General features: G+C 70.3%; 15 protein-coding genes. 7 read left to right on the forward strand and 8 right to left on the reverse strand.

The window, feature by feature from the left end; all coding sequences use genetic code 11:
* Positions 1-20 precede the first annotated feature (20 nt).
* Both ACIQVL_RS12770 and ACIQVL_RS12775 read left to right on the forward strand, forming a co-directional pair.
* Positions 21-1,457 carry an aldehyde dehydrogenase family protein gene (locus tag ACIQVL_RS12770; protein ID WP_403438079.1) on the forward strand — a complete coding sequence of 479 codons (1,437 nt, stop codon included), beginning with the start codon at positions 21-23 and terminating at the stop codon, positions 1,455-1,457.
* A complete protein-coding gene (locus tag ACIQVL_RS12775) occupies positions 1,450-2,349 on the forward strand; it encodes an aldehyde dehydrogenase family protein (RefSeq protein ID WP_403475301.1) in 900 nt (299 codons plus the stop codon). The genes ACIQVL_RS12770 and ACIQVL_RS12775 overlap by 8 nt, the downstream gene beginning before the upstream one ends.
* A 55-nt stretch (positions 2,350-2,404) precedes the next feature.
* Here the strand turns inward: ACIQVL_RS12775 and ACIQVL_RS12780 are convergent, their stop codons facing one another.
* Entirely contained in the window at positions 2,405-2,803 is a 399-nt protein-coding gene (locus tag ACIQVL_RS12780) for a hypothetical protein (RefSeq protein WP_403438084.1), read from the reverse strand.
* A gap of 127 nt (positions 2,804-2,930) precedes the next feature.
* On the opposite strand from ACIQVL_RS12780, the gene ACIQVL_RS12785 reads away from it, so the two are divergent.
* Positions 2,931-3,572 carry a uridine kinase gene (locus tag ACIQVL_RS12785; protein ID WP_403438087.1) on the forward strand — a complete coding sequence of 214 codons (642 nt, stop codon included), beginning with the start codon at positions 2,931-2,933 and terminating at the stop codon, positions 3,570-3,572.
* Positions 3,573-3,795: 223 nt separating this feature from the next.
* On the opposite strand, the gene ACIQVL_RS12790 is transcribed toward ACIQVL_RS12785, so the two are convergent.
* Positions 3,796-4,533, reverse strand: a complete 738-nt coding sequence (locus ACIQVL_RS12790; protein ID WP_366363661.1) for a SigE family RNA polymerase sigma factor — start codon at positions 4,531-4,533, stop codon at positions 3,796-3,798.
* Between the two features lie 253 nt (positions 4,534-4,786).
* Between ACIQVL_RS12790 and afsQ1 the strand changes: the two genes are divergently transcribed.
* From afsQ1 to ACIQVL_RS12805, 3 genes are read left to right on the forward strand one after another with little or no spacing between them, the layout of a single operon-like run.
* Positions 4,787-5,464: a two-component system response regulator AfsQ1 gene (gene afsQ1 / locus ACIQVL_RS12795; protein ID WP_177232965.1), complete on the forward strand. Its 678-nt coding sequence runs from the start codon at positions 4,787-4,789 to the stop codon at positions 5,462-5,464.
* Positions 5,461-7,053: an ATP-binding protein gene (locus ACIQVL_RS12800; protein WP_403475302.1), complete on the forward strand. Its 1,593-nt coding sequence runs from the start codon at positions 5,461-5,463 to the stop codon at positions 7,051-7,053. The genes afsQ1 and ACIQVL_RS12800 overlap by 4 nt, the downstream gene beginning before the upstream one ends.
* Positions 7,053-7,682, forward strand: coding sequence for a hypothetical protein (locus ACIQVL_RS12805; RefSeq protein ID WP_403438093.1), 630 nt, complete (start codon positions 7,053-7,055; stop codon positions 7,680-7,682). The genes ACIQVL_RS12800 and ACIQVL_RS12805 overlap by 1 nt, the downstream gene beginning before the upstream one ends.
* A gap of 296 nt (positions 7,683-7,978) precedes the next feature.
* Here ACIQVL_RS12805 and hisC read toward each other — a convergent pair whose 3' ends face one another.
* The 4 genes from hisC to ACIQVL_RS12825 form a co-directional block, all read right to left on the reverse strand.
* Complete coding sequence (hisC, locus tag ACIQVL_RS12810; RefSeq protein WP_403475303.1) at positions 7,979-9,097, reverse strand: histidinol-phosphate transaminase; 1,119 nt, start codon at positions 9,095-9,097, stop codon at positions 7,979-7,981.
* A gap of 123 nt (positions 9,098-9,220) precedes the next feature.
* On the reverse strand, positions 9,221-10,711 hold the full coding sequence (locus ACIQVL_RS12815) for a PLP-dependent aminotransferase family protein (RefSeq protein WP_403475304.1): 1,491 nt from the start codon (positions 10,709-10,711) through the stop codon (positions 9,221-9,223).
* Between the two features lie 99 nt (positions 10,712-10,810).
* Positions 10,811-12,193 (reverse strand): alpha/beta hydrolase family protein, encoded by a 1,383-nt coding sequence (locus tag ACIQVL_RS12820; protein WP_403475305.1) that lies wholly within the window; start codon positions 12,191-12,193, stop codon positions 10,811-10,813.
* Complete coding sequence (locus ACIQVL_RS12825; protein WP_403475306.1) at positions 12,183-13,550, reverse strand: MFS transporter; 1,368 nt, start codon at positions 13,548-13,550, stop codon at positions 12,183-12,185. The genes ACIQVL_RS12820 and ACIQVL_RS12825 overlap by 11 nt, the downstream gene beginning before the upstream one ends.
* Positions 13,551-13,700: 150 nt before the next feature.
* Here ACIQVL_RS12825 and ACIQVL_RS12830 point away from each other — a divergent pair, with 150 nt between their 5' ends.
* The gene (locus ACIQVL_RS12830; RefSeq protein ID WP_403475307.1) at positions 13,701-14,615 is read left to right on the forward strand and encodes a LysR substrate-binding domain-containing protein; all 915 of its coding nucleotides are present in this window, start codon (positions 13,701-13,703) and stop codon (positions 14,613-14,615) included.
* A 48-nt stretch (positions 14,616-14,663) separates the two neighbouring features.
* Here the strand turns inward: ACIQVL_RS12830 and ACIQVL_RS12835 are convergent, their stop codons facing one another.
* Both ACIQVL_RS12835 and ACIQVL_RS12840 read right to left on the reverse strand, forming a co-directional pair.
* Positions 14,664-15,656: a LacI family DNA-binding transcriptional regulator gene (locus tag ACIQVL_RS12835; protein WP_403475308.1), complete on the reverse strand. Its 993-nt coding sequence runs from the start codon at positions 15,654-15,656 to the stop codon at positions 14,664-14,666.
* Positions 15,657-15,783: 127 nt separating this feature from the next.
* A complete protein-coding gene (locus ACIQVL_RS12840; RefSeq protein WP_403475309.1) occupies positions 15,784-16,812 on the reverse strand; it encodes a GlxA family transcriptional regulator in 1,029 nt (342 codons plus the stop codon).
* Positions 16,813-16,871: the final 59 nt, after the last annotated feature.

A 16,871-nucleotide genomic window follows, 5' to 3' on the forward strand; every position in this document is an offset into this window, starting at 1 on the left:
TCACCATGGCCAAGGAAAAGATGACCACCGCATTCGAGTACGCACCGGCGCCCGAGTCCCGCTCCGTCGTCGACATCGCGCCCTCCTACGGCCTCTTCATCGACGGCGAGTTCACGGACGCGGCCGACGGCAAGGTTTTCAAGACGGTCAGCCCGTCGACCGAGGAGGTCCTCTCCGAGGTCGCCCGCGCCGGTGCCGAGGACGTGGAGCGCGCCGTCAGGGCCGCCCGCAAGGCGTTCGAGAAGTGGTCCGCGCTGCCGGGCTCCGAGCGCGCCAAGTACCTCTTCCGCATCGCCCGCATCATCCAGGAGCGCTCGCGCGAGCTCGCCGTCCTCGAAACCCTCGACAACGGCAAGCCGATCAAGGAGACGCGCGACGCCGACCTCCCCCTGGTCGCCGCGCACTTCTTCTACTACGCGGGCTGGGCCGACAAGCTCGACCACGCCGGCTACGGCGCGAACCCGCGGCCGCTCGGCGTGGCCGGCCAGGTCATCCCCTGGAACTTCCCGCTCCTGATGCTGGCCTGGAAGATCGCCCCGGCGCTCGCCACCGGCAACACGGTGGTCCTCAAGCCCGCCGAGACGACCCCCCTCTCCGCCCTGTTCTTCGCGGACATCTGCCGCCAGGCGGGCCTGCCCAAGGGCGTCGTCAACATCCTCCCCGGCTACGGCGACGCGGGCGCCGCGCTGGTCGCCCACCCCGACGTGAACAAGGTCGCCTTCACCGGCTCCACCGCCGTCGGCAAGGAGATCGCGCGCACGGTCGCGGGCACCCGCAAGAAGCTCACCCTGGAGCTGGGCGGCAAGGGCGCGAACATCGTCTTCGACGACGCCCCCATCGACCAGGCCGTCGAGGGCATCGTCACCGGCATCTTCTTCAACCAGGGGCAGGTCTGCTGCGCGGGCTCCCGCCTCCTCGTCCAGGAGTCGATCCACGACGAGCTGCTGGACTCGCTGAAGCGCCGGCTGTCGACGCTCCGGCTCGGCGACCCGCTGGACAAGAACACGGACATCGGCGCGATCAACTCCGCGGAGCAGCTGGCCCGCATCACCGCCCTCGCCGACCAGGGCGCGGCGGAGGGCGCCGAGCGCTGGTCCCCGGCCTGCGAACTCCCCTCCGCCGGCTACTGGTTCGCCCCGACGCTCTTCACCAACGTCACCCAGGCGCACACCATCGCCCGCGACGAGATCTTCGGCCCGGTGCTGTCGGTCCTGACCTTCCGCACGCCCGACGAGGCGGTGGCGAAGGCCAACAACACGCAGTACGGCCTGTCCGCCGGCATCTGGACCGAGAAGGGGTCGCGGATCCTGGCGGTCGCGAACAAGCTGCGCGCCGGTGTCGTCTGGTCCAACACGTTCAACAAGTTCGACCCGACCTCGCCGTTCGGCGGGTACAAGGAGTCGGGCTTCGGCCGCGAGGGCGGCCGCCACGGCCTGGAGGCGTACCTCGATGTCTGACCGCACCCATGAGCGTCTGACTGTCTTCAAGACCTACAAGCTGTACGTCGGCGGGAAGTTCCCGCGTTCCGAGAGCGGCCGGGTGTACGAGGTGACGGACTCCAAGGGCAACTGGCTGGCCAACGCACCGCAGTCGAGCCGCAAGGACGCCCGGGACGCGGTCGTCGCCGCCCGCAAGGCGTTCGGCGGCTGGGCGGGCGCCACCGCCTACAACCGCGGCCAGGTCCTCTACCGCGTCGCGGAGATGCTGGAGGGCCGCCGCGACCAGTTCGTCCGCGAGGTCGGCGACGCGGAGGGCCTCGGCAAGTCCAAGGCGGCCGCGGTGGTGGACGCGACGATCGACCGCTGGGTCTGGTACGCCGGCTGGACCGACAAGATCGCCCAGGTGGTCGGCGGCGGCAACCCGGTCGCGGGCCCGTTCTTCAACCTCTCCTCCCCCGAACCGACGGGCGTCGTCGCCGTCCTGGCCCCGCAGGAGTCGTCGTTCCTGGGCCTGGTGTCGGTGGTCGCACCGGTGATCGCGACCGGTAACACGGCGGTCGTCGTCGCGAGCGAGAAGGCGCCGCTCCCGGCGCTCTCACTGGCCGAGGTGCTCGCCACCTCCGACGTCCCCGGCGGCGTGGTCAACGTCCTGTCCGGCCGTACGGCGGAGATCGCGGCGCCGCTCGCCGCCCACCAGGACGTCAACGCGATCGACCTCGCGGGCGCCGACGAGGTGCTGGCCAAGGAGCTGGAGATCGCGGCGGCCGACAACCTGAAGCGCGTGCTGCGTCCACAGGCTGTGGACGACTGGACGGCGACCCCGGGCACCGACCGCATGACGGCGTTCCTGGAGACGAAGACCGTGTGGCACCCGACGGGGTCGCTGGGGGCGTCGGGGTCCGCGTACTGAACATCGCGGGGAACTGCGGGCCGTACGTGGCCGGTCGCGCAGTTCCCCAAGCCCCTTACAGGGCGCCCAGTACCTGCCCCACCACCGGCACCGCCGCGACCGACGGCGCCTGCGCCACCGGTCCCGTCACCATCTTCGACGTCAGCGGCTTGAAGTCGGCCAGCTGCGTGCCCACCCCGTTGTCCAGCGGGTCGACGCCCGTGCCCGCGAGCGGGTTGGGCTTCAGGCCCGCCACCGGACCGGTGACGTACGGCAGCATGGCGGTGAGCACCCGCACGCCCGCCTGCGGGTCGATGTCGCCGAGCGAGGTGGGGCGGGTGTGGACCACGTCCACCGCGGGCCGGGTGTCCGCGGCCGCTGTCGCGGCGCCCGCGCCGAGCGCCACACCCGCCGTGGCAAGGGCGGTCAGGGCGCGCCGGGCGGTCGGGGTCGGGGAGGACGCGTGTCGGGACATCACTGGTGCCACCTTCTGGTACGCAGGGTAATGGTGTCGGCACACAGGGTAGTTGAGGTGTGACTCACGCTCCAAAGCCGACCCGCGGGGTCGGCAGGAGGCCCCCCATGCGTCAAACTGGTGTTCCGTGAGCATTCATCCGCCGTCCCCCGCCCGCGTCGTGCTGCTGTGCGGCCCCTCCGGCTCGGGCAAGTCACTGGTCGCCGCCCGTTCCGGACTGCCCGTCCTGCGCCTCGACGACTTCTACAAGGAGGGCGACGACCCGACCCTGCCGCTGGTGGCGGGGAGTTCGGACATCGACTGGGACCACCCGGAGTCCTGGGACGCGGAGGTCGCGGTCGAGGCGATCGGGCGGCTGTGTGCCACGGGGGCCGCGCCGGTACCGGTATATGACATAGCACTGAGCGCCCGCACCGGCGCCGAGACGCTGGACATCGGCCGCACCCCGCTGTTCATCGCCGAGGGCATCTTCGCCGCCGAGATCGTGGAGCGCTGCCGCGAACTGGGCCTGCTGGCCGACGCGCTCTGCCTGAGCCGGGGCCCGGTGAAGACGTTCCGGCGCCGGTTCCTGCGCGATCTCAGGGAGGGCCGCAAGTCGGTGCCGTTCCTGCTGCGGCGCGGCTGGCGGCTGATGCGGGCGGAGCGCACGATCGTGAACCGTCAGGTGGCGCTGGGCGCGTATCCGTGCGACCGGGACGAGGCTCTGGGCCGCATGGCCGCGGCAGCGGTGGGCCGGCAGAACCGGGACCGGACGCAGGCCACGGCGTAAGGCAGGGAGAGCGCAGAAAAAAAAGCGGGACTGGATGGACCCCCCGGCCCTCCAGTCCCGCTTTCCCCCGTCGCTCCGCCGAACACCCCCGTGTCCCCCGTGGCGGAGCTCCCCCGTGCTTTCCCCCCGGGTCCCCCCGGACCCGTTCCCCCGTGGTCCCCCCGGACCCTCCCCCGTCTCCCCCGTGCTTCCCCCGTCAGGATCCCCCCGGATCCCCTCACCTTCAGGCGACAAGCTCCCCGAAGGCGTCCTCCTCGTCACGGCCGAAGCTGAGGACCTCGTCCTCGCGCAGCCGGCGGAGCGACCGCCAGATGCTGGACTTCACCGTGCCGACACTGATGTCGAGGATCTCCGCGATCTCCGGGTCCGTGCGGCCCTCGTAGTAGCGCAGGACCAGCATGGTGCGCTGGAGTTCGGGGAGCCGGGACAGCGCCTGCCACAGGACCGCGCGCAGCTCGGTGCCGCTCATCGCGTCCGTGTCGCCGGGCGTCTCCGGCAGTTCCTCGGTCGGGTACTCGTTGAGCTTGCGGCGCCGCCAGGCGCTGATGTGCAGGTTGGTCATGGTGCGGCGCAGGTACCCGCCCACGGCCGCCTTGTCGCTGATCCGGTCCCACGCCCGGTACGTCGAGAACAGCGCGCTCTGCAGCAGGTCCTCGGCCTCGTAGCGGTCGCCGGTCAGGTGGTAGGCGGTCGCGTACAGGGAGGCGCGGCGCTCCTGGACGTAGGCGGTGAACTCCGCCTCGGTCAGCGAGCGGCGCTCCCCCGTGTCCTCCCTGTAGGCGGATCCCCCGTGTGCTTCCCCCGTGAAGCTGTCAACCACCGTCATGTAACCGGTGTGCTGACGCCCGGTGCCGCGAGCGCACCCCCGCCCGCTCACGGCACCGGACTTCTCGGAACCCCGGTTCACGTCGTGCAGACGCGTGATCACTGCGCTGGTGCTGTGACCGATCAGCGTGTTCATCTCGCGCCCCCCGTCGTGGACTTCCGGTAGTTCGGCTTGCTCAGGCCGCTCGCCGTGTTCGCTCGCCTGCCTGTGCCGAAAAGACTGCCGGGCCACCTTCACGGCCGTATCCGCCGACTGTCACAGACCTGTCACAGGGGTCCGGCACGGAATGTCCACAGTGCGTGCACAGGTGGTGACGGTACGGAGGTTTACGGGGAGCTGCGCGCCGCACAGGTCGTACGACAGGGCCCGCATGGGCCAGAATGAGCCCGTGCCTTCCCTGTTGCTGATCGAGGACGACGACGCCATCCGCACGGCCCTGGAGCTCTCTCTGACGCGCCAGGGGCACCGGGTGGCCACCGCTGCGACCGGTGAGGACGGTCTGAAGCTGTTGCGCGAGCAGCGGCCCGATCTGATCGTCCTCGATGTCATGCTGCCCGGCATCGACGGGTTCGAGGTGTGCCGGCGGATCCGGCGCACGGACCAGTTGCCGATCATCCTGCTGACCGCGCGCAGCGACGACATCGACGTGGTGGTCGGGCTGGAGTCCGGGGCCGACGACTACGTCGTCAAGCCGGTCCAGGGGCGGGTGCTCGACGCCCGGATCCGGGCCGTGCTGCGGCGCGGGGAGCGGGAGTCCACCGACTCGGCGACCTTCGGCAACGTCGTCATCGACCGCAGCGCGATGACCGTGACGAAGAACGGCGAGGATCTGCAGCTGACGCCGACCGAGCTGCGGCTGCTGCTCGAACTGAGCCGGCGGCCGGGGCAGGCGCTGTCCCGGCAGCAGTTGCTGCGGCTGGTCTGGGAACACGACTACCTCGGTGACTCGCGGCTGGTGGACGCGTGCGTGCAGCGGCTGCGCGCCAAGGTGGAGGACGTGCCCTCGTCCCCGACCCTGATCCGTACCGTGCGTGGTGTCGGCTACCGCCTGGACGCCCCTCAGTGACGGACGTGCAGGGGGGTTTCCGCGGCTGGGCCGCGGATCGCAAGGGGGCCATGTCCCGGCTGCGCTTCACCAGTCTGCGGCTGCGGCTCGTCGTCGTCTTCGGGCTCGTCGCGCTGACCGCCGCCGTGTCCGCGTCCGGTATCGCGTACTGGCTGAACCGCGAGGCCGTGCTCACCCGTACCCAGGACGCGGTGCTGCGCGACTTCCAGCAGGAGATGCAGAACCGCGCCGGGGCGCTGCCCGTGCACCCGACGCAGGACGAACTGCAGCGCACGGCCGGGCAGATGGCCAACAGCAGCCAGCGGTTCAGCGTGCTGCTGGTCGGTCAGGACAGCAACGGCAAGACGGTGTACGGCAGTTCGGACGGGCTCAGCGCGTTCGCGCTGGACGACGTGCCGACCTCGCTGCGCAAGGCCGTCGACAAGCAGCAGAAGGTGACCGAAAGCAACAAGTCGACGTACCACCTGTACTGGCAGCGGGTCGTCGACCACGGCACGCCGTATCTCGTCGCGGGCACGCGGCTGATCGGCGGCGGGCCGACCGGCTACATGATGAAGTCCCTGGAGCCGGAGGCGAAGGACCTCAACTCGCTGGCCTGGTCGCTGGGGATCGCCACCGGGCTCGCCCTCATCGGCTCGGCGCTGCTGGCGCAGGCCGCCGCCACGACCGTGCTGAAGCCCGTGCACCGGCTCGGGGTCGCCGCCCGGCGGCTCGGCGAGGGCAAGCTGGACACCCGGCTGCGGGTGTCGGGGACGGACGAGCTCGCGGATCTCTCACGGACGTTCAACGACGCGGCCGAGGCGCTGGAGAAGCGGGTCGACGACATGGCCGCGCGGGACGACGCGTCGCGGCGGTTCGTCGCGGACATGAGCCATGAACTGCGTACTCCGCTCACCGCGATCACCGCCGTGACGGAGATCCTGGAGGAGGAGCTGGAGGCGGAGTCGGGGTCGATGGACCCGATGATCGAGCCCGCCGTCCGGCTGGTCGTCAGCGAGACGCGCCGCCTCAACGACCTCGTCGAGAACCTGATGGAGGTCACCCGCTTCGACGCCGGTACGGCCCGTCTCGTCCTCGACGACGTCGACATCGCCGACCAGATCACCGCCTGCATCGACGCCCGCGCCTGGCTGGACGCGGTGGACCTGGACGCCGAGCGCGGCATCCACGCCCGCCTCGACCCGCGCCGCCTCGACGTCATCCTCGCCAACCTGATCGGCAACGCGCTCAAGCACGGCGGTTCGCCGGTGCGGGTGTCGGTGCGGATAGTCGGGGAGGAACTGGTCGTCGCGGTACGGGACCACGGCCCGGGTATCCCGGAGGACGTCCTCCCGCACGTCTTCGACCGGTTCTACAAGGCCAGCGCCTCCCGGCCGCGCTCCGAGGGCAGCGGCCTGGGCCTGTCCATCGCGACGGAGAACGCCCGCATCCACGGCGGCTCGATCACCGCCGCGAACTCCCCCGAGGGCGGTGCGGTGTTCACGCTCCGGCTGCCCCGGGACGCCTCACGGCTGACGGAGGAGAACAAGGACACCGGGGAGGCCGGGGAAGCCGGGGAAGCCGGGGACACCGGGGAGAAGGGCGCCTGATGCACGTAAGAGGACTGGCGGTACGGCGGCACGGCGGGCCGTTGCTGGCCGTCGCCGGGCTGGCGCTGGCGCTCTCCGGGTGCGGGATCCGGGCCACCGAGGTGCCGACCGACTTCGGCGGGGCGCCCTCGCGGGTGCCGTGCTCGATGACCCAGCCGGACCTGTCCGCGCAGGACGAGCACGGGGTGCCGGTGCAGGTGTTCCTGCTGTGCGGTTCGTCGCTGGTGACCGTCGACCGCCAGGTGCGGGTGCCGGACGGATCGGCGGACGCCAAGCGGCGGGTCATCGTCGCCCAGGGGCTGCTCGACCAGCTCGCCGAGACGCCGTCGGCCGCCGAGAAGGAGGCGGGCTACACGACGTACGTGCGGGGCGGGATGAGCGTGTGGGGGCCGCGGGCCGGGGATCCCGACGACACGCTGCGGCTGAGCACGTCGCCGCCGCAGCTGACGTCGTACGCGCTCGCCCAGATCGTGTGCACGCTGTCCGACTCGGCGGCCGCGGAGGGGGACGGGTCGGTGATCCTGGGCGGGCCGGGCAGGGAGCCGTTGCGGCGGTACGAGTGCACGGACGCCGTGCGGAACTCTCCGAGCGGGAATCGGCCGCCGTCCACCGAGGTGGCTTCCCAGTAAGGGGCGTGTGGACGCCTGACGGGGTGCCGGGGAGGGTTGTGCGGCGGGTGCGGGCCGGTGGCGGCTGGTCGCGCGGTTCCTCCCCCGGCCTTCGGCCGGGGGTACCCCCAGCGCCCCTTCCGGGACGCCCCCTTCGGGGGCGCGTCCGGGGAACCGGCGAAATGGCCTGATCAGCCGATACGGAGTGTCATGGAGATCGGGATCCCGCGCCCACCAAGATCATTTCCCACCGACCAGGTGAGGGACTCCCACGGAGCATGCGGGTACGACGCGGCTACGCCGAAGCCCCAGGATCGTCAGCCGACGCGGATGTCCTGGAGTGCCCGGAGGAACCGGTCCATGTGCCGGCGAAGGTTCACGTCGACCCGTAGATAGCGCGAGCCGAGGCCCTCGATGTCGGAACCGTCTTTGACGATCACTCCGCGTGCGAGCAACTCCTTGAAGACGCGTGTGGAGTCCAGTTCTGGGTCGAGGATCTCGGTCAGGAAGAAGTTGGCGCGCGAGCCGGGAACGGCGCGGAATCCGTCGAGGGCGTCGACGCCCGCGGTCACGTACTCGCGCATTTCCACTACGGTCCGCACGGCCCGGGCGACGTGGTCGTCGTCATCGATGCCCGCGATGCCGCCGGCGATCTGTATCTGGCCCATGTTCCAGGTGGGCTTGACCAGTCGCAGCGGCCGGATCAGGTCCACATTGGCGGAGATGCCGAATCCCACCCGCAGGCCTGCCAGTCCGAAGGCCTTGGACATGGTGCGCAGCACGATGAGGTTGTCGAACTCCCGCAGCAGGTCCATGCCGAAGGTGGCCCCGGCGTAGTGGACGTACGCCTCGTCGAGCACCACCAGAGTGTGTCCGGGTGCCGCTTCCAGGACCCTGCGTACATCCTCCTCGGGCAGCATCCGGCCGCTGGGATTGTGCGGATTGGTGACGAAGGCGATCTTGGGGGCGGTCTTCTTCAGGGTGTCCAGGTACAGCTCGATCTGCGGGTCGAAGTCCTCGCCCATCGGGACGTAGAGCGGCCGGCGGCCCTCGGCGTTGGCGTAGATCCGGTAGAGCGGGAAGCAGGGCGCGTGCATCAGTACGGGCTCGTCCGGCGCCGCGAAGGCGCGGATCACCATCGAGATGACCTCGGTCTCTCCGGAACCGCACACCACCTCTTCGGGGTCGAAGCCGTACTTCTCCGCGATGGCCTGGCGCAGCGCGAGCGCGGTCCAGTCGGGATAGCGGTCCAGCCGGTTGCGCGCTTCCTCGACGGCGGCCATCGCTTTGGGCGAGGCGCCGTGCGGGTTCTCCGCCGACGCGAGTTTCGCGACATCCTCGGCGGCGATGCCGTAGGTGTCCACGACGTACTCCGTGGACAGGCCCGGCACGTAGACCTCGCCGGAGAGCAGAGCCGGGGAGCTGGGACGGATCACGGGAGGCAGTCCAATCGTCCGGTGCTGAATGGACCCCAGGCTATGAACGGGGGGCGGCAGGTGTCAGGATCCAATTCCGTGCCCGCGGATGAGACCAAAGCGAGGTCGCAGCGGCCGTATCGGTCATCCCCGGGCGGCGCACAGCGCCTTCGCGAGCGCCGACACCCCGGCCTTGAGGGTGTCGGTGTCGAAGCCGGTGTAGCCCAGGAGCAGGCCCTGCCGCGGGGCGCGGTGCTCGTGGTAGTACGGCGACAGGGGAGGTGCGGAGATCCCGAACTCCGCACAGCGAGCGGCCACTTCGGTGTCGCGCAGGCCTTCGGCGAGCCAGCCGATCAGGTGCATGCCGGTGTCGTCGGGCGCGAGGGTGATCAGGTCGTCGCAGTGGCCTGCGACGGCGTCGATCAGCGCCGCCTGCCGTGCGGAGTAGAGCGTCCGCATCCGCCGGATGTGGCGCGCGAGATGGCCGTCCGCGATGAAGTCCGCGAGGACGGCCTGATCGAGTGTCGGGGGGTGGCGGTCGAGGACCGCGCGGGCCGCGAGCAGGCCCTCGACCAGGTCGGCGGGAACGACGATGTAGCCGAGCCGGATCGCGGGGAACAGCACCTTGCTGTACGTGCCGACGTAGAGAACCCGGCCCGTGGTATCCAGGCCCTGGAGCGCGGGGAGGAGCCGGCCGGAGTAGCGGAACTCGCTGTCGTAGTCGTCCTCGACGATCCACGATTCGTTCTCCGCGGCCCAGTGCAGCAGGTGCATGCGGCGGGCGACGCTCATCGTCGAGCCGAGCGGGTACTGGTGCGAGGGCGTCACGTAGGCCATCCGCGCCCGCGGGCTCAGCCGAATGCCGAGGTCGACGTCCATCCCGCAGTCGTCGATCTCCACAGGCACCGGCTTGGCGCCCGCTCCGAGCAGGGCGCTGCGGGCGCCGGGGTAGCACGGGTTCTCGATCCAGACCTCGTCGTCCGGGTCCAGCAGGGCGCGTACGGCGAGATCGATGGCCTGTTGGGAACCACTGACGATGATGACGCGGTCGGGATCGCAGTCGACGCCCCGGATGGCGTTCAGGTGTTCGGCGATGGCGACACGGAGTTGCCGGTAGCCGTGTGGTGTGCGGTAACCGAGCAGGTCGGGTGCCGGGTCCGTCAGACACTGGTTCCACAGCCGCCGCCAGATCCGCATCGGGAAGTGGTCGTAGGCGGGGACGCCCGGGTAGAACGGACGCGGCCTGCGCCACTCCACACTCGGCATCGTGGGGGACTGCGCGAGCGATTGGCCCCTGCGTGACAGGAGCCGGGGTTCGGTGGGCGCAGATCCGCTGGTGAGGGCGGAACGCCGCCGCGCCGGCGACATCAGGTCGTCCGGCAGGACCCGGGTCACATAGGTTCCTGAGCCCTGCCGTCCTTCGATGTAGCCCTCGGCGAAAAGCTGCGTGTAGGCGTTGAGCACCGTGTTCCGGGCGACTCCGAGCTGTTCCTGGAGTGCGCGGGAGGCCGGCAGGCGGGTCCCCGGCGGCAGTCGGCCGTCAAGGATCGCCTCACGGAGCCGGCGGTACAGCTGGATGTGGAGCGGCTGTTCGGAGTTCCGGACGAGGTCGCCGCGGAGCGAGGTGAGGTCCATGAGTGGCTCCCATCGACTCACTGAACGCGTGCCTGCCCCGGGGACCGACTCACCATAAGGTCGTGGCCCTGCGGCTGCCCACCGCGCCCGCGGTGCCTCCTAGCGCGTCCGGGACGACGGGTAGAGCTCCGGCCGCGGCAAGGGTTCGGGCTGGAACGGCACGAAGTGCGAGGAGTCGGTGCCGTTGTCGGCCGCGCGCCTGTTCATGGCCGCGGGACTCGTGCTCGGCCAGGTGCCGGTGCTCAGGCGCTGGTCGACCGTCTTGATCGCGGCGACCTGCTCGTCGGTGGTGAAGTTGCAGTGTCCCGGGGCGGACACGTAGGTCTGCCGGAGCAGCGCGTTGTCCTGATTGGCGCGCACCTTGGCGGCGTAGGGCGTCTCCAGGCTGGGGAAGACGGCGTCGTCCCCGGTGGTGTGCACGGTCAGGATCGGCATCTGCGGGTCACCGGTCGGAGCGTAGTCGTCCATCTTGGCGATCGCCTGCGGGTCACTGGGTTCGACCCGCGGAGCGGCCTGGAGTGCGCCCAGATCGCTCTTCACGCTGAGCCCGGCATCCTTGTAGAGCGCGTCGACCTCGGCCTTCGCACCCTTGCCGAGACCGCTGTACAGCTCGCGGTAGTCAACCCCGGTGTTCCAGGAGAACGAACCGCCCACCTTGGATTCCATGTCCGCGCGCACGGCCGACTGGAATGCCGTGAACGTGGTGCTGAGGCTGTAGTACTGGTTGCTCTCCTGGGCCGCGTAATCGGTACCGGCGGGCTCGGTCGTGCCGGGCTGCGACCACGTCGGCAGGGTGGTGAAGGAGGCCGCGAGCGCGAGCCGTGCCCGGCCTTCCGCGGTCTTCTGCGCGTTCTTCACGAGTTGCGTCCAGTAGCTCTGTGCCGAGGCCACGTCGGTGACGTCGACGAGCGGGACGGTTCCGTCCGGGTCGAGCAGGGTCCGCAGGGTGAACGCGCCGTCGAGATAGGTGTTGAACCACGGCACCGGCCCTGCGACATCGGGGCACATCGCGACCGCACCATCGATCTTGTCCGGGTACCGTTCGGACAGCAGCGTGGTGATCTCCCCGCCCATGGACCCGCCCGCGGCGATCACGCGTCGCGGTGCGGCGACCTGCACGGTGAACTGGTCGAGCGCGGCGATCTGAGAGCCCAGCGCGTCGGGGGTCTGCCACCCGACACCGGGGAAGGACCCACCGGCGAGGGCGTACCCGTCGGCGAGCAGTTCCTTGCCCACTTCGGGCGAGCCGGCGTCCTGGGCCGGGTTGGACGGTCCGGCGTTGTAGCCGTGGGAGTAGAGCAGGACCGTGCCGTTCCAGTTGGCGGGCACTTCGAACAGGTAGGTGGATCCGTCGGACAGCGTGCCGGTGATCCTGCGGGCAGTGCTGTCCGCCGTCTCGGCGATGGCGACGCCACTACCGGTGAGTGCCACGACCGTCATGGCGGCCGCGGCCGCCATGACGAGCTTCTTCTTAGCGCGCATCAGGAACAGTCCTCGTTTTCTCTGCACTGTGGGGGATGTGGGTGCCGGCGTCACTGCCGGCGGGGGTGTCCGCCGCCGGGACACCCGTGCGGACGTCGCGGGTCACCACGGCAAGGCAGACAAGGCTGACCAGTGAGACGACGACCAGGTAGGCGGTCACGGGGGCGGAGGAATCGGAGGCGGCGTACAGCGCCGTGGCCAGCGTCGGCGCGACCCCGCCGCCGAGGATCGACCCGATCTGGTAGCCGAGGGAGGCGCCGCTGTAGCGGACCTTGGCCGAGAACAGATCGGAGAAGAGCACGGCGACGGGTCCGTAGGTGATACCGAGGAAGACCGCCGTGCCGAGGATGCCGATCAGGACCAGCGCGGGGCTCGCGGTGTCGACGAGGGGGAAGAGCACGGCCGTCCACACGGCGAGGCCGCCCGAGCCGAGGAGCAGCACCCGGCGGCGGCCGTGCCGGTCGGAGAGGGCGGAGGCCCACGGGATGATCGCCAGCCAGGCCATGGCCCCGACGAGCGTGACGGTGAGCATCAGCGTGCGGGAGAGGCCGAGTTCGGTGGTGCCGTAGCTGAGCAGGTAGGACATGAAGATGTAGCCGACGGTGTTGTTGCCCATGAAGCTGCCGGCGGCGAGCAGCACCTGGACGGGGTGCTGCCTCAGGACGGTGACGATGGGCTTGCGGTCGACCTCGCCGGCGTCCTTGACCTTCGCGAACTCCGGGCTCTCGGTGATGCTGATCCGGATCACCAGGCCGACCACGACAAGCAGCCCGCTGGCCAGGAACGGCACCCGCCAGCCCCAGTCCTCGAAAGCCTTGTCGGTGAGGTTGTTGGAGACGACGAGGAAGACCACGTTGGCCAGGATCAGGCCGCCCGGCACACCCATCTGCGGGAAGCTGCCGTAGAAGCCGCGCTTGTTCTTCGGGGCGTGCTCGACGGCCATCAGGACGGCACCGCCCCACTCGCCGCCGACACCGATCCCCTGCACGAAGCGCAGGGTGACGAGCAGCACGGGCGCCCATACGCCGACGGTGTCGTACGTCGGCAGCAGGCCGATCCCGACCGTCGCGGTGCCCATCAGGACGAGCGAGGTGACCAGCATCGATTTTCGGCCGACCCGGTCGCCGAAGTGGCCCATGACCACACCGCCGAGCGGACGGGCGAGGAAGCCCACCGAGTAGGTGGCGAAGGCCGCCAGCGTGCCGGTCGCGGGGGAGAGGTCGGGGAAGAACTGCGGGCCGAAGACCAGCGCTGCGGCCATGCCGTAGATGAAGTAGTCGTACCACTCGACGGCGGTGCCCACGAAACTCGCTGAGGCCACTTTGAGGGGACTGACGCCCGGGTGCGGTGCTGTCACGGGATGCTCCTGCGGGATGTGTCTCGATGGCCGGATCCAGGTGCCTGATCACGGCGTCGGCGGCTCTCGTTCACTGTGGCAGCGGCGCCATACATTGGAAAGAGACAAGAAAACTCTGAGATACATAAGGTGAGCCAATAAGGTGACGCCATGAGTGAGCTCAAGTTCTCCCTTCGCCAGCTGGAGTACTTCGTCGCCATCGCGGAGGCCGGCACCTTGAGCGACGCGGCCGCCCGACTGCGCGTTTCGCAGCCCGGCCTGTCCCAGTCACTGACGGAGCTGGAGCGGGCGCTGGGAGTTCAGCTCGCGGTGCGACGCAAGGCGCACGGCGTCACGCTCACCCCGTCCGGCGCCCAAGTGCTCCGGCACGCCCGCGACCTGCTGCGGCGGGCCCAGGACCTGGGCAGCGCGGCGTCGGGCGGCGCCGCACTGACCGGCGTTCTCTCACTCGGCTGTTACGTGACGCTGGCGCCGACCATGCTTCCCGCGCTGCTCCAGGAGTTCTCGAAGCTTCACCCCGGCCTCACCCTCGACTTCGTCGAGGGCACCCAGGACGTGCTCCAACGACGCCTGCTCAACGGAGAACTCGATCTGGCGATCCTCTACGACATGGAGATCCAGCCCGAGATCGCACGGGCCGTCATCGGCACCATGAGGCCGCACATCCTGCTGCCGGCCGACCACCGCCTCGTGGGGGCGGCCAGTGTGTCGCTGGTCGACCTCACCGACGACCCGATGGTTCTCCTCGACGCTCCGCCCAGCTCGCAGAACACCCTGGCGCTCTTCGAGCGGTTCGGAGTGGTCCCCTATGTGCGCTACCGGCCGAGCACCTTCGAACTCACCCGCGCGCTGGTGGGCCGCGGGATGGGCTACGCGCTGCTGGTCCAGCGACCCGCCAACGACCGTACGTACGAGGGAAATCAGGTGATCATCAAGGAGATCGCCGAACCCATCGACCCGCAGCGGGTGCTGGTCGCGTGGCCGAAGGTGCTGCGGCTGAACCGACGGGCGGAGGCGTTCGTGGAGTTCTGTCGCGATCGCAGGGGCGCGGCCGACGGAGCGTGAGTCGACCGACGGCTGAGAGCGACTGCCGGCCGTGCCGGGCTCTGCCCCTCAGGTGGTTTCGCGGACGATCAGTTCCGGCAGGAGCAGCGTGCGTCCGGGAGTCTGCTGCGGTGCCTGGATGAGTGAGCGCAGCAGTTCGGCTGCGCGGCGGCCGGATTCGGCGAACGGCTGCCGGATGGTCGTGAGGCCGAGACCCTCCGCGAGCGGTCCGTCGTCGAAGCCCGCGACGGCGACCTGGTCGGGTACCGCGGTCCCGGCTGCGCGCAGCCCGGCGAGGAAACCCGCGGCGAGGACGTCGTGGTGGGCGATGACGGCGGTCGGCCGATCGGCACGTCGGGCGAACCCGGCGGCGAACGCCCGGGCCGTGGGCAGACCGTTGTCGGCCAGGACGAGCTCTTCGCAACTGTGCTCGGCATCGCCTGCCTCGCGGAGCGCACGGTGAATCCCCTGGTGCCGGAGCATGCCGGCGGAGACGTAGGTCTCCGAGCGCTGGGGCTCGTGCAGGTGGCCCAGTCGCCGGTGGCCGCGGCTGAGCAGGTGGGTGGCCAGCAGGTACCCCGCCTGCTCGTCGTCGAAGGTGACCGTGCTGAAGGCCGGGTGCGCGGAGTCGACCAGCACGGTCGGCGGCCCCCACTGCCGGAGACGGTCGGCTCCCCGCTCACCGAGCGGGATACCCATGATCAGCAGGCCGTCGACATCGCCGCGCACGGGCAGGGTCTCCAGCAGTGGTGAGTCGGCTTCGGCAGCCGACGGGGCGTCGAGTACGACGACCTCGGCGTCGTCGGGACGGAATGCCTGCAGGATGCCGACCAGCCGGGTCCGGTAGGTCTCATAGCTGCTGAACGGCGCCAGAACGGCGATCCGGCCGGTACGGCGCCGGGCTCGCGCGGACGCCGTCGCGCCGGGTCGGTAGCCGAGCTCGCCCGCGACTCTGATGATCTGCTCGCGGGTCGACACGCTGACCCGATCCGGGTGATTGAGGGCGAGCGAGACCGTCGAGATGCTGACGCCGGCTGTCTTGGCCACCTGGTAGATCGTCACGCCCGAGCTCCCCACGCCATCACCCTAGCTGTTCTACCCACGGAGGCTGGTGACAGGGCGCGCCTTGTACGCGTGGGACCGGCTGCGGGCGATTCTCCTCGCCTCGTGAGTGCCCCGGTCCCGTCACTTATGGGCGAGGTGCTCGCTCCTCTCCCGGCATCTCGCGGCGGCCTCGGAACGTGGTGCGGTACGCCTGGGGCGTGACTCCGATGGCCGTGTGCAGGTGCTGCCGCAATGAGTTCGCTGTGGCGAAGCCGACCTCTGCGGCGATCCGGTCGACCGTGAGGTCGGTGGTCTCCAGGAGATGGCGGGCCTGGTTCAGTCGCTGCTGGGTCAGCCAGCGGCCGGGGCTGGTGCCCGTCTCCTCCTGAAAGCGGCGGGAGAAGGTGCGTGGGCTCATCCGGGCGTGCGCGGCAAGGTCGCGCAGGGCGAGCGACTGGTCAAGGCGTTTCAGGGCCCAGGCGCGGGTGGCGCCGGTGCCCTCGTCCTTTTCCTTGGGCATGGGCTGGATGATGAACTGGGCCTGGCCGCCCTCCCGCCAGGGCGGGACCACGCATTGCCGGGCGACCTGGTTGGCGACGGCGCTGCCGTGGTCGCGGCGTACCAGGTGCAGGCATGCGTCGACTCCGGAGGCGACGCCGGCCGAGGTGAGGACGTCGCCGTCGTCGACGAACAGCACGTCGGGGTCCAGTGCCACATGGGGGAACAGTCGGCGGAAGTCGCCCGCGAGCGCCCAGTGGGTGGTCGCGGGCCGCCCGTCGAGCAGTCCGGCGGCGGCCAGGGTGAACGCGCCCGTGCACAGGGAGACGATGCGGGCGTGGGGGCGGATGCGGGCGAGCGCCGAGCGGACCGGCTCGGGCAGGTCGGCGGCGAAGCAGCTCAGGTCGTAGGGCGGGAGAATGACCGTGTCGGCGCTCTCCATTGCTTCGGGCCCGTGGTCGAGGGTGAGGGTGAGACCAGTACTGGTCGTCACCGTGCGGTCGCTCGTCACGGCGCAGCTGACCACCTCGTACGCCCCCACGACCCCGGCGTAATGGACCCCGCCGAAGACCCGTTCGGGGATGCCCAGGTCAAAGAGGTACACACCGTCCAGTGCGAGGACGACGACCCGGTGCGGCGGCGTACTGGGGGTGATGGAGGGTTTGAGCGTGGCCATGGCACGATTCTATGGGTTTATGACCATCTTGCCATTGGCGAGGTCAGGGCCCCTGCCGC

The sequence above is a fragment of the Streptomyces sp. NPDC090499 genome, from assembly GCF_044769305.1.
Taxonomy (GTDB): domain Bacteria; phylum Actinomycetota; class Actinomycetes; order Streptomycetales; family Streptomycetaceae; genus Streptomyces.

Coding starts and splice junctions, on each gene's coding strand:
- ACIQVL_RS12770 (WP_403438079.1), top strand. CDS start 21: ATGACCACCGCATTCGAGTACGCACCGGCGCCCGAGTCCCGCTCCGTC.
- ACIQVL_RS12775 (WP_403475301.1), top strand. CDS start 1,450: ATGTCTGACCGCACCCATGAGCGTCTGACTGTCTTCAAGACCTACAAG.
- ACIQVL_RS12780 (WP_403438084.1), bottom strand. CDS start 2,803: ATGTCCCGACACGCGTCCTCCCCGACCCCGACCGCCCGGCGCGCCCTG.
- ACIQVL_RS12790 (WP_366363661.1), bottom strand. CDS start 4,533: ATGAACACGCTGATCGGTCACAGCACCAGCGCAGTGATCACGCGTCTG.
- ACIQVL_RS12805 (WP_403438093.1), top strand. CDS start 7,053: ATGCACGTAAGAGGACTGGCGGTACGGCGGCACGGCGGGCCGTTGCTG.
- ACIQVL_RS12815 (WP_403475304.1), bottom strand. CDS start 10,711: ATGGACCTCACCTCGCTCCGCGGCGACCTCGTCCGGAACTCCGAACAG.
- ACIQVL_RS12820 (WP_403475305.1), bottom strand. CDS start 12,193: ATGCGCGCTAAGAAGAAGCTCGTCATGGCGGCCGCGGCCGCCATGACG.
- ACIQVL_RS12830 (WP_403475307.1), top strand. CDS start 13,701: ATGAGTGAGCTCAAGTTCTCCCTTCGCCAGCTGGAGTACTTCGTCGCC.
- ACIQVL_RS12840 (WP_403475309.1), bottom strand. CDS start 16,812: ATGGCCACGCTCAAACCCTCCATCACCCCCAGTACGCCGCCGCACCGG.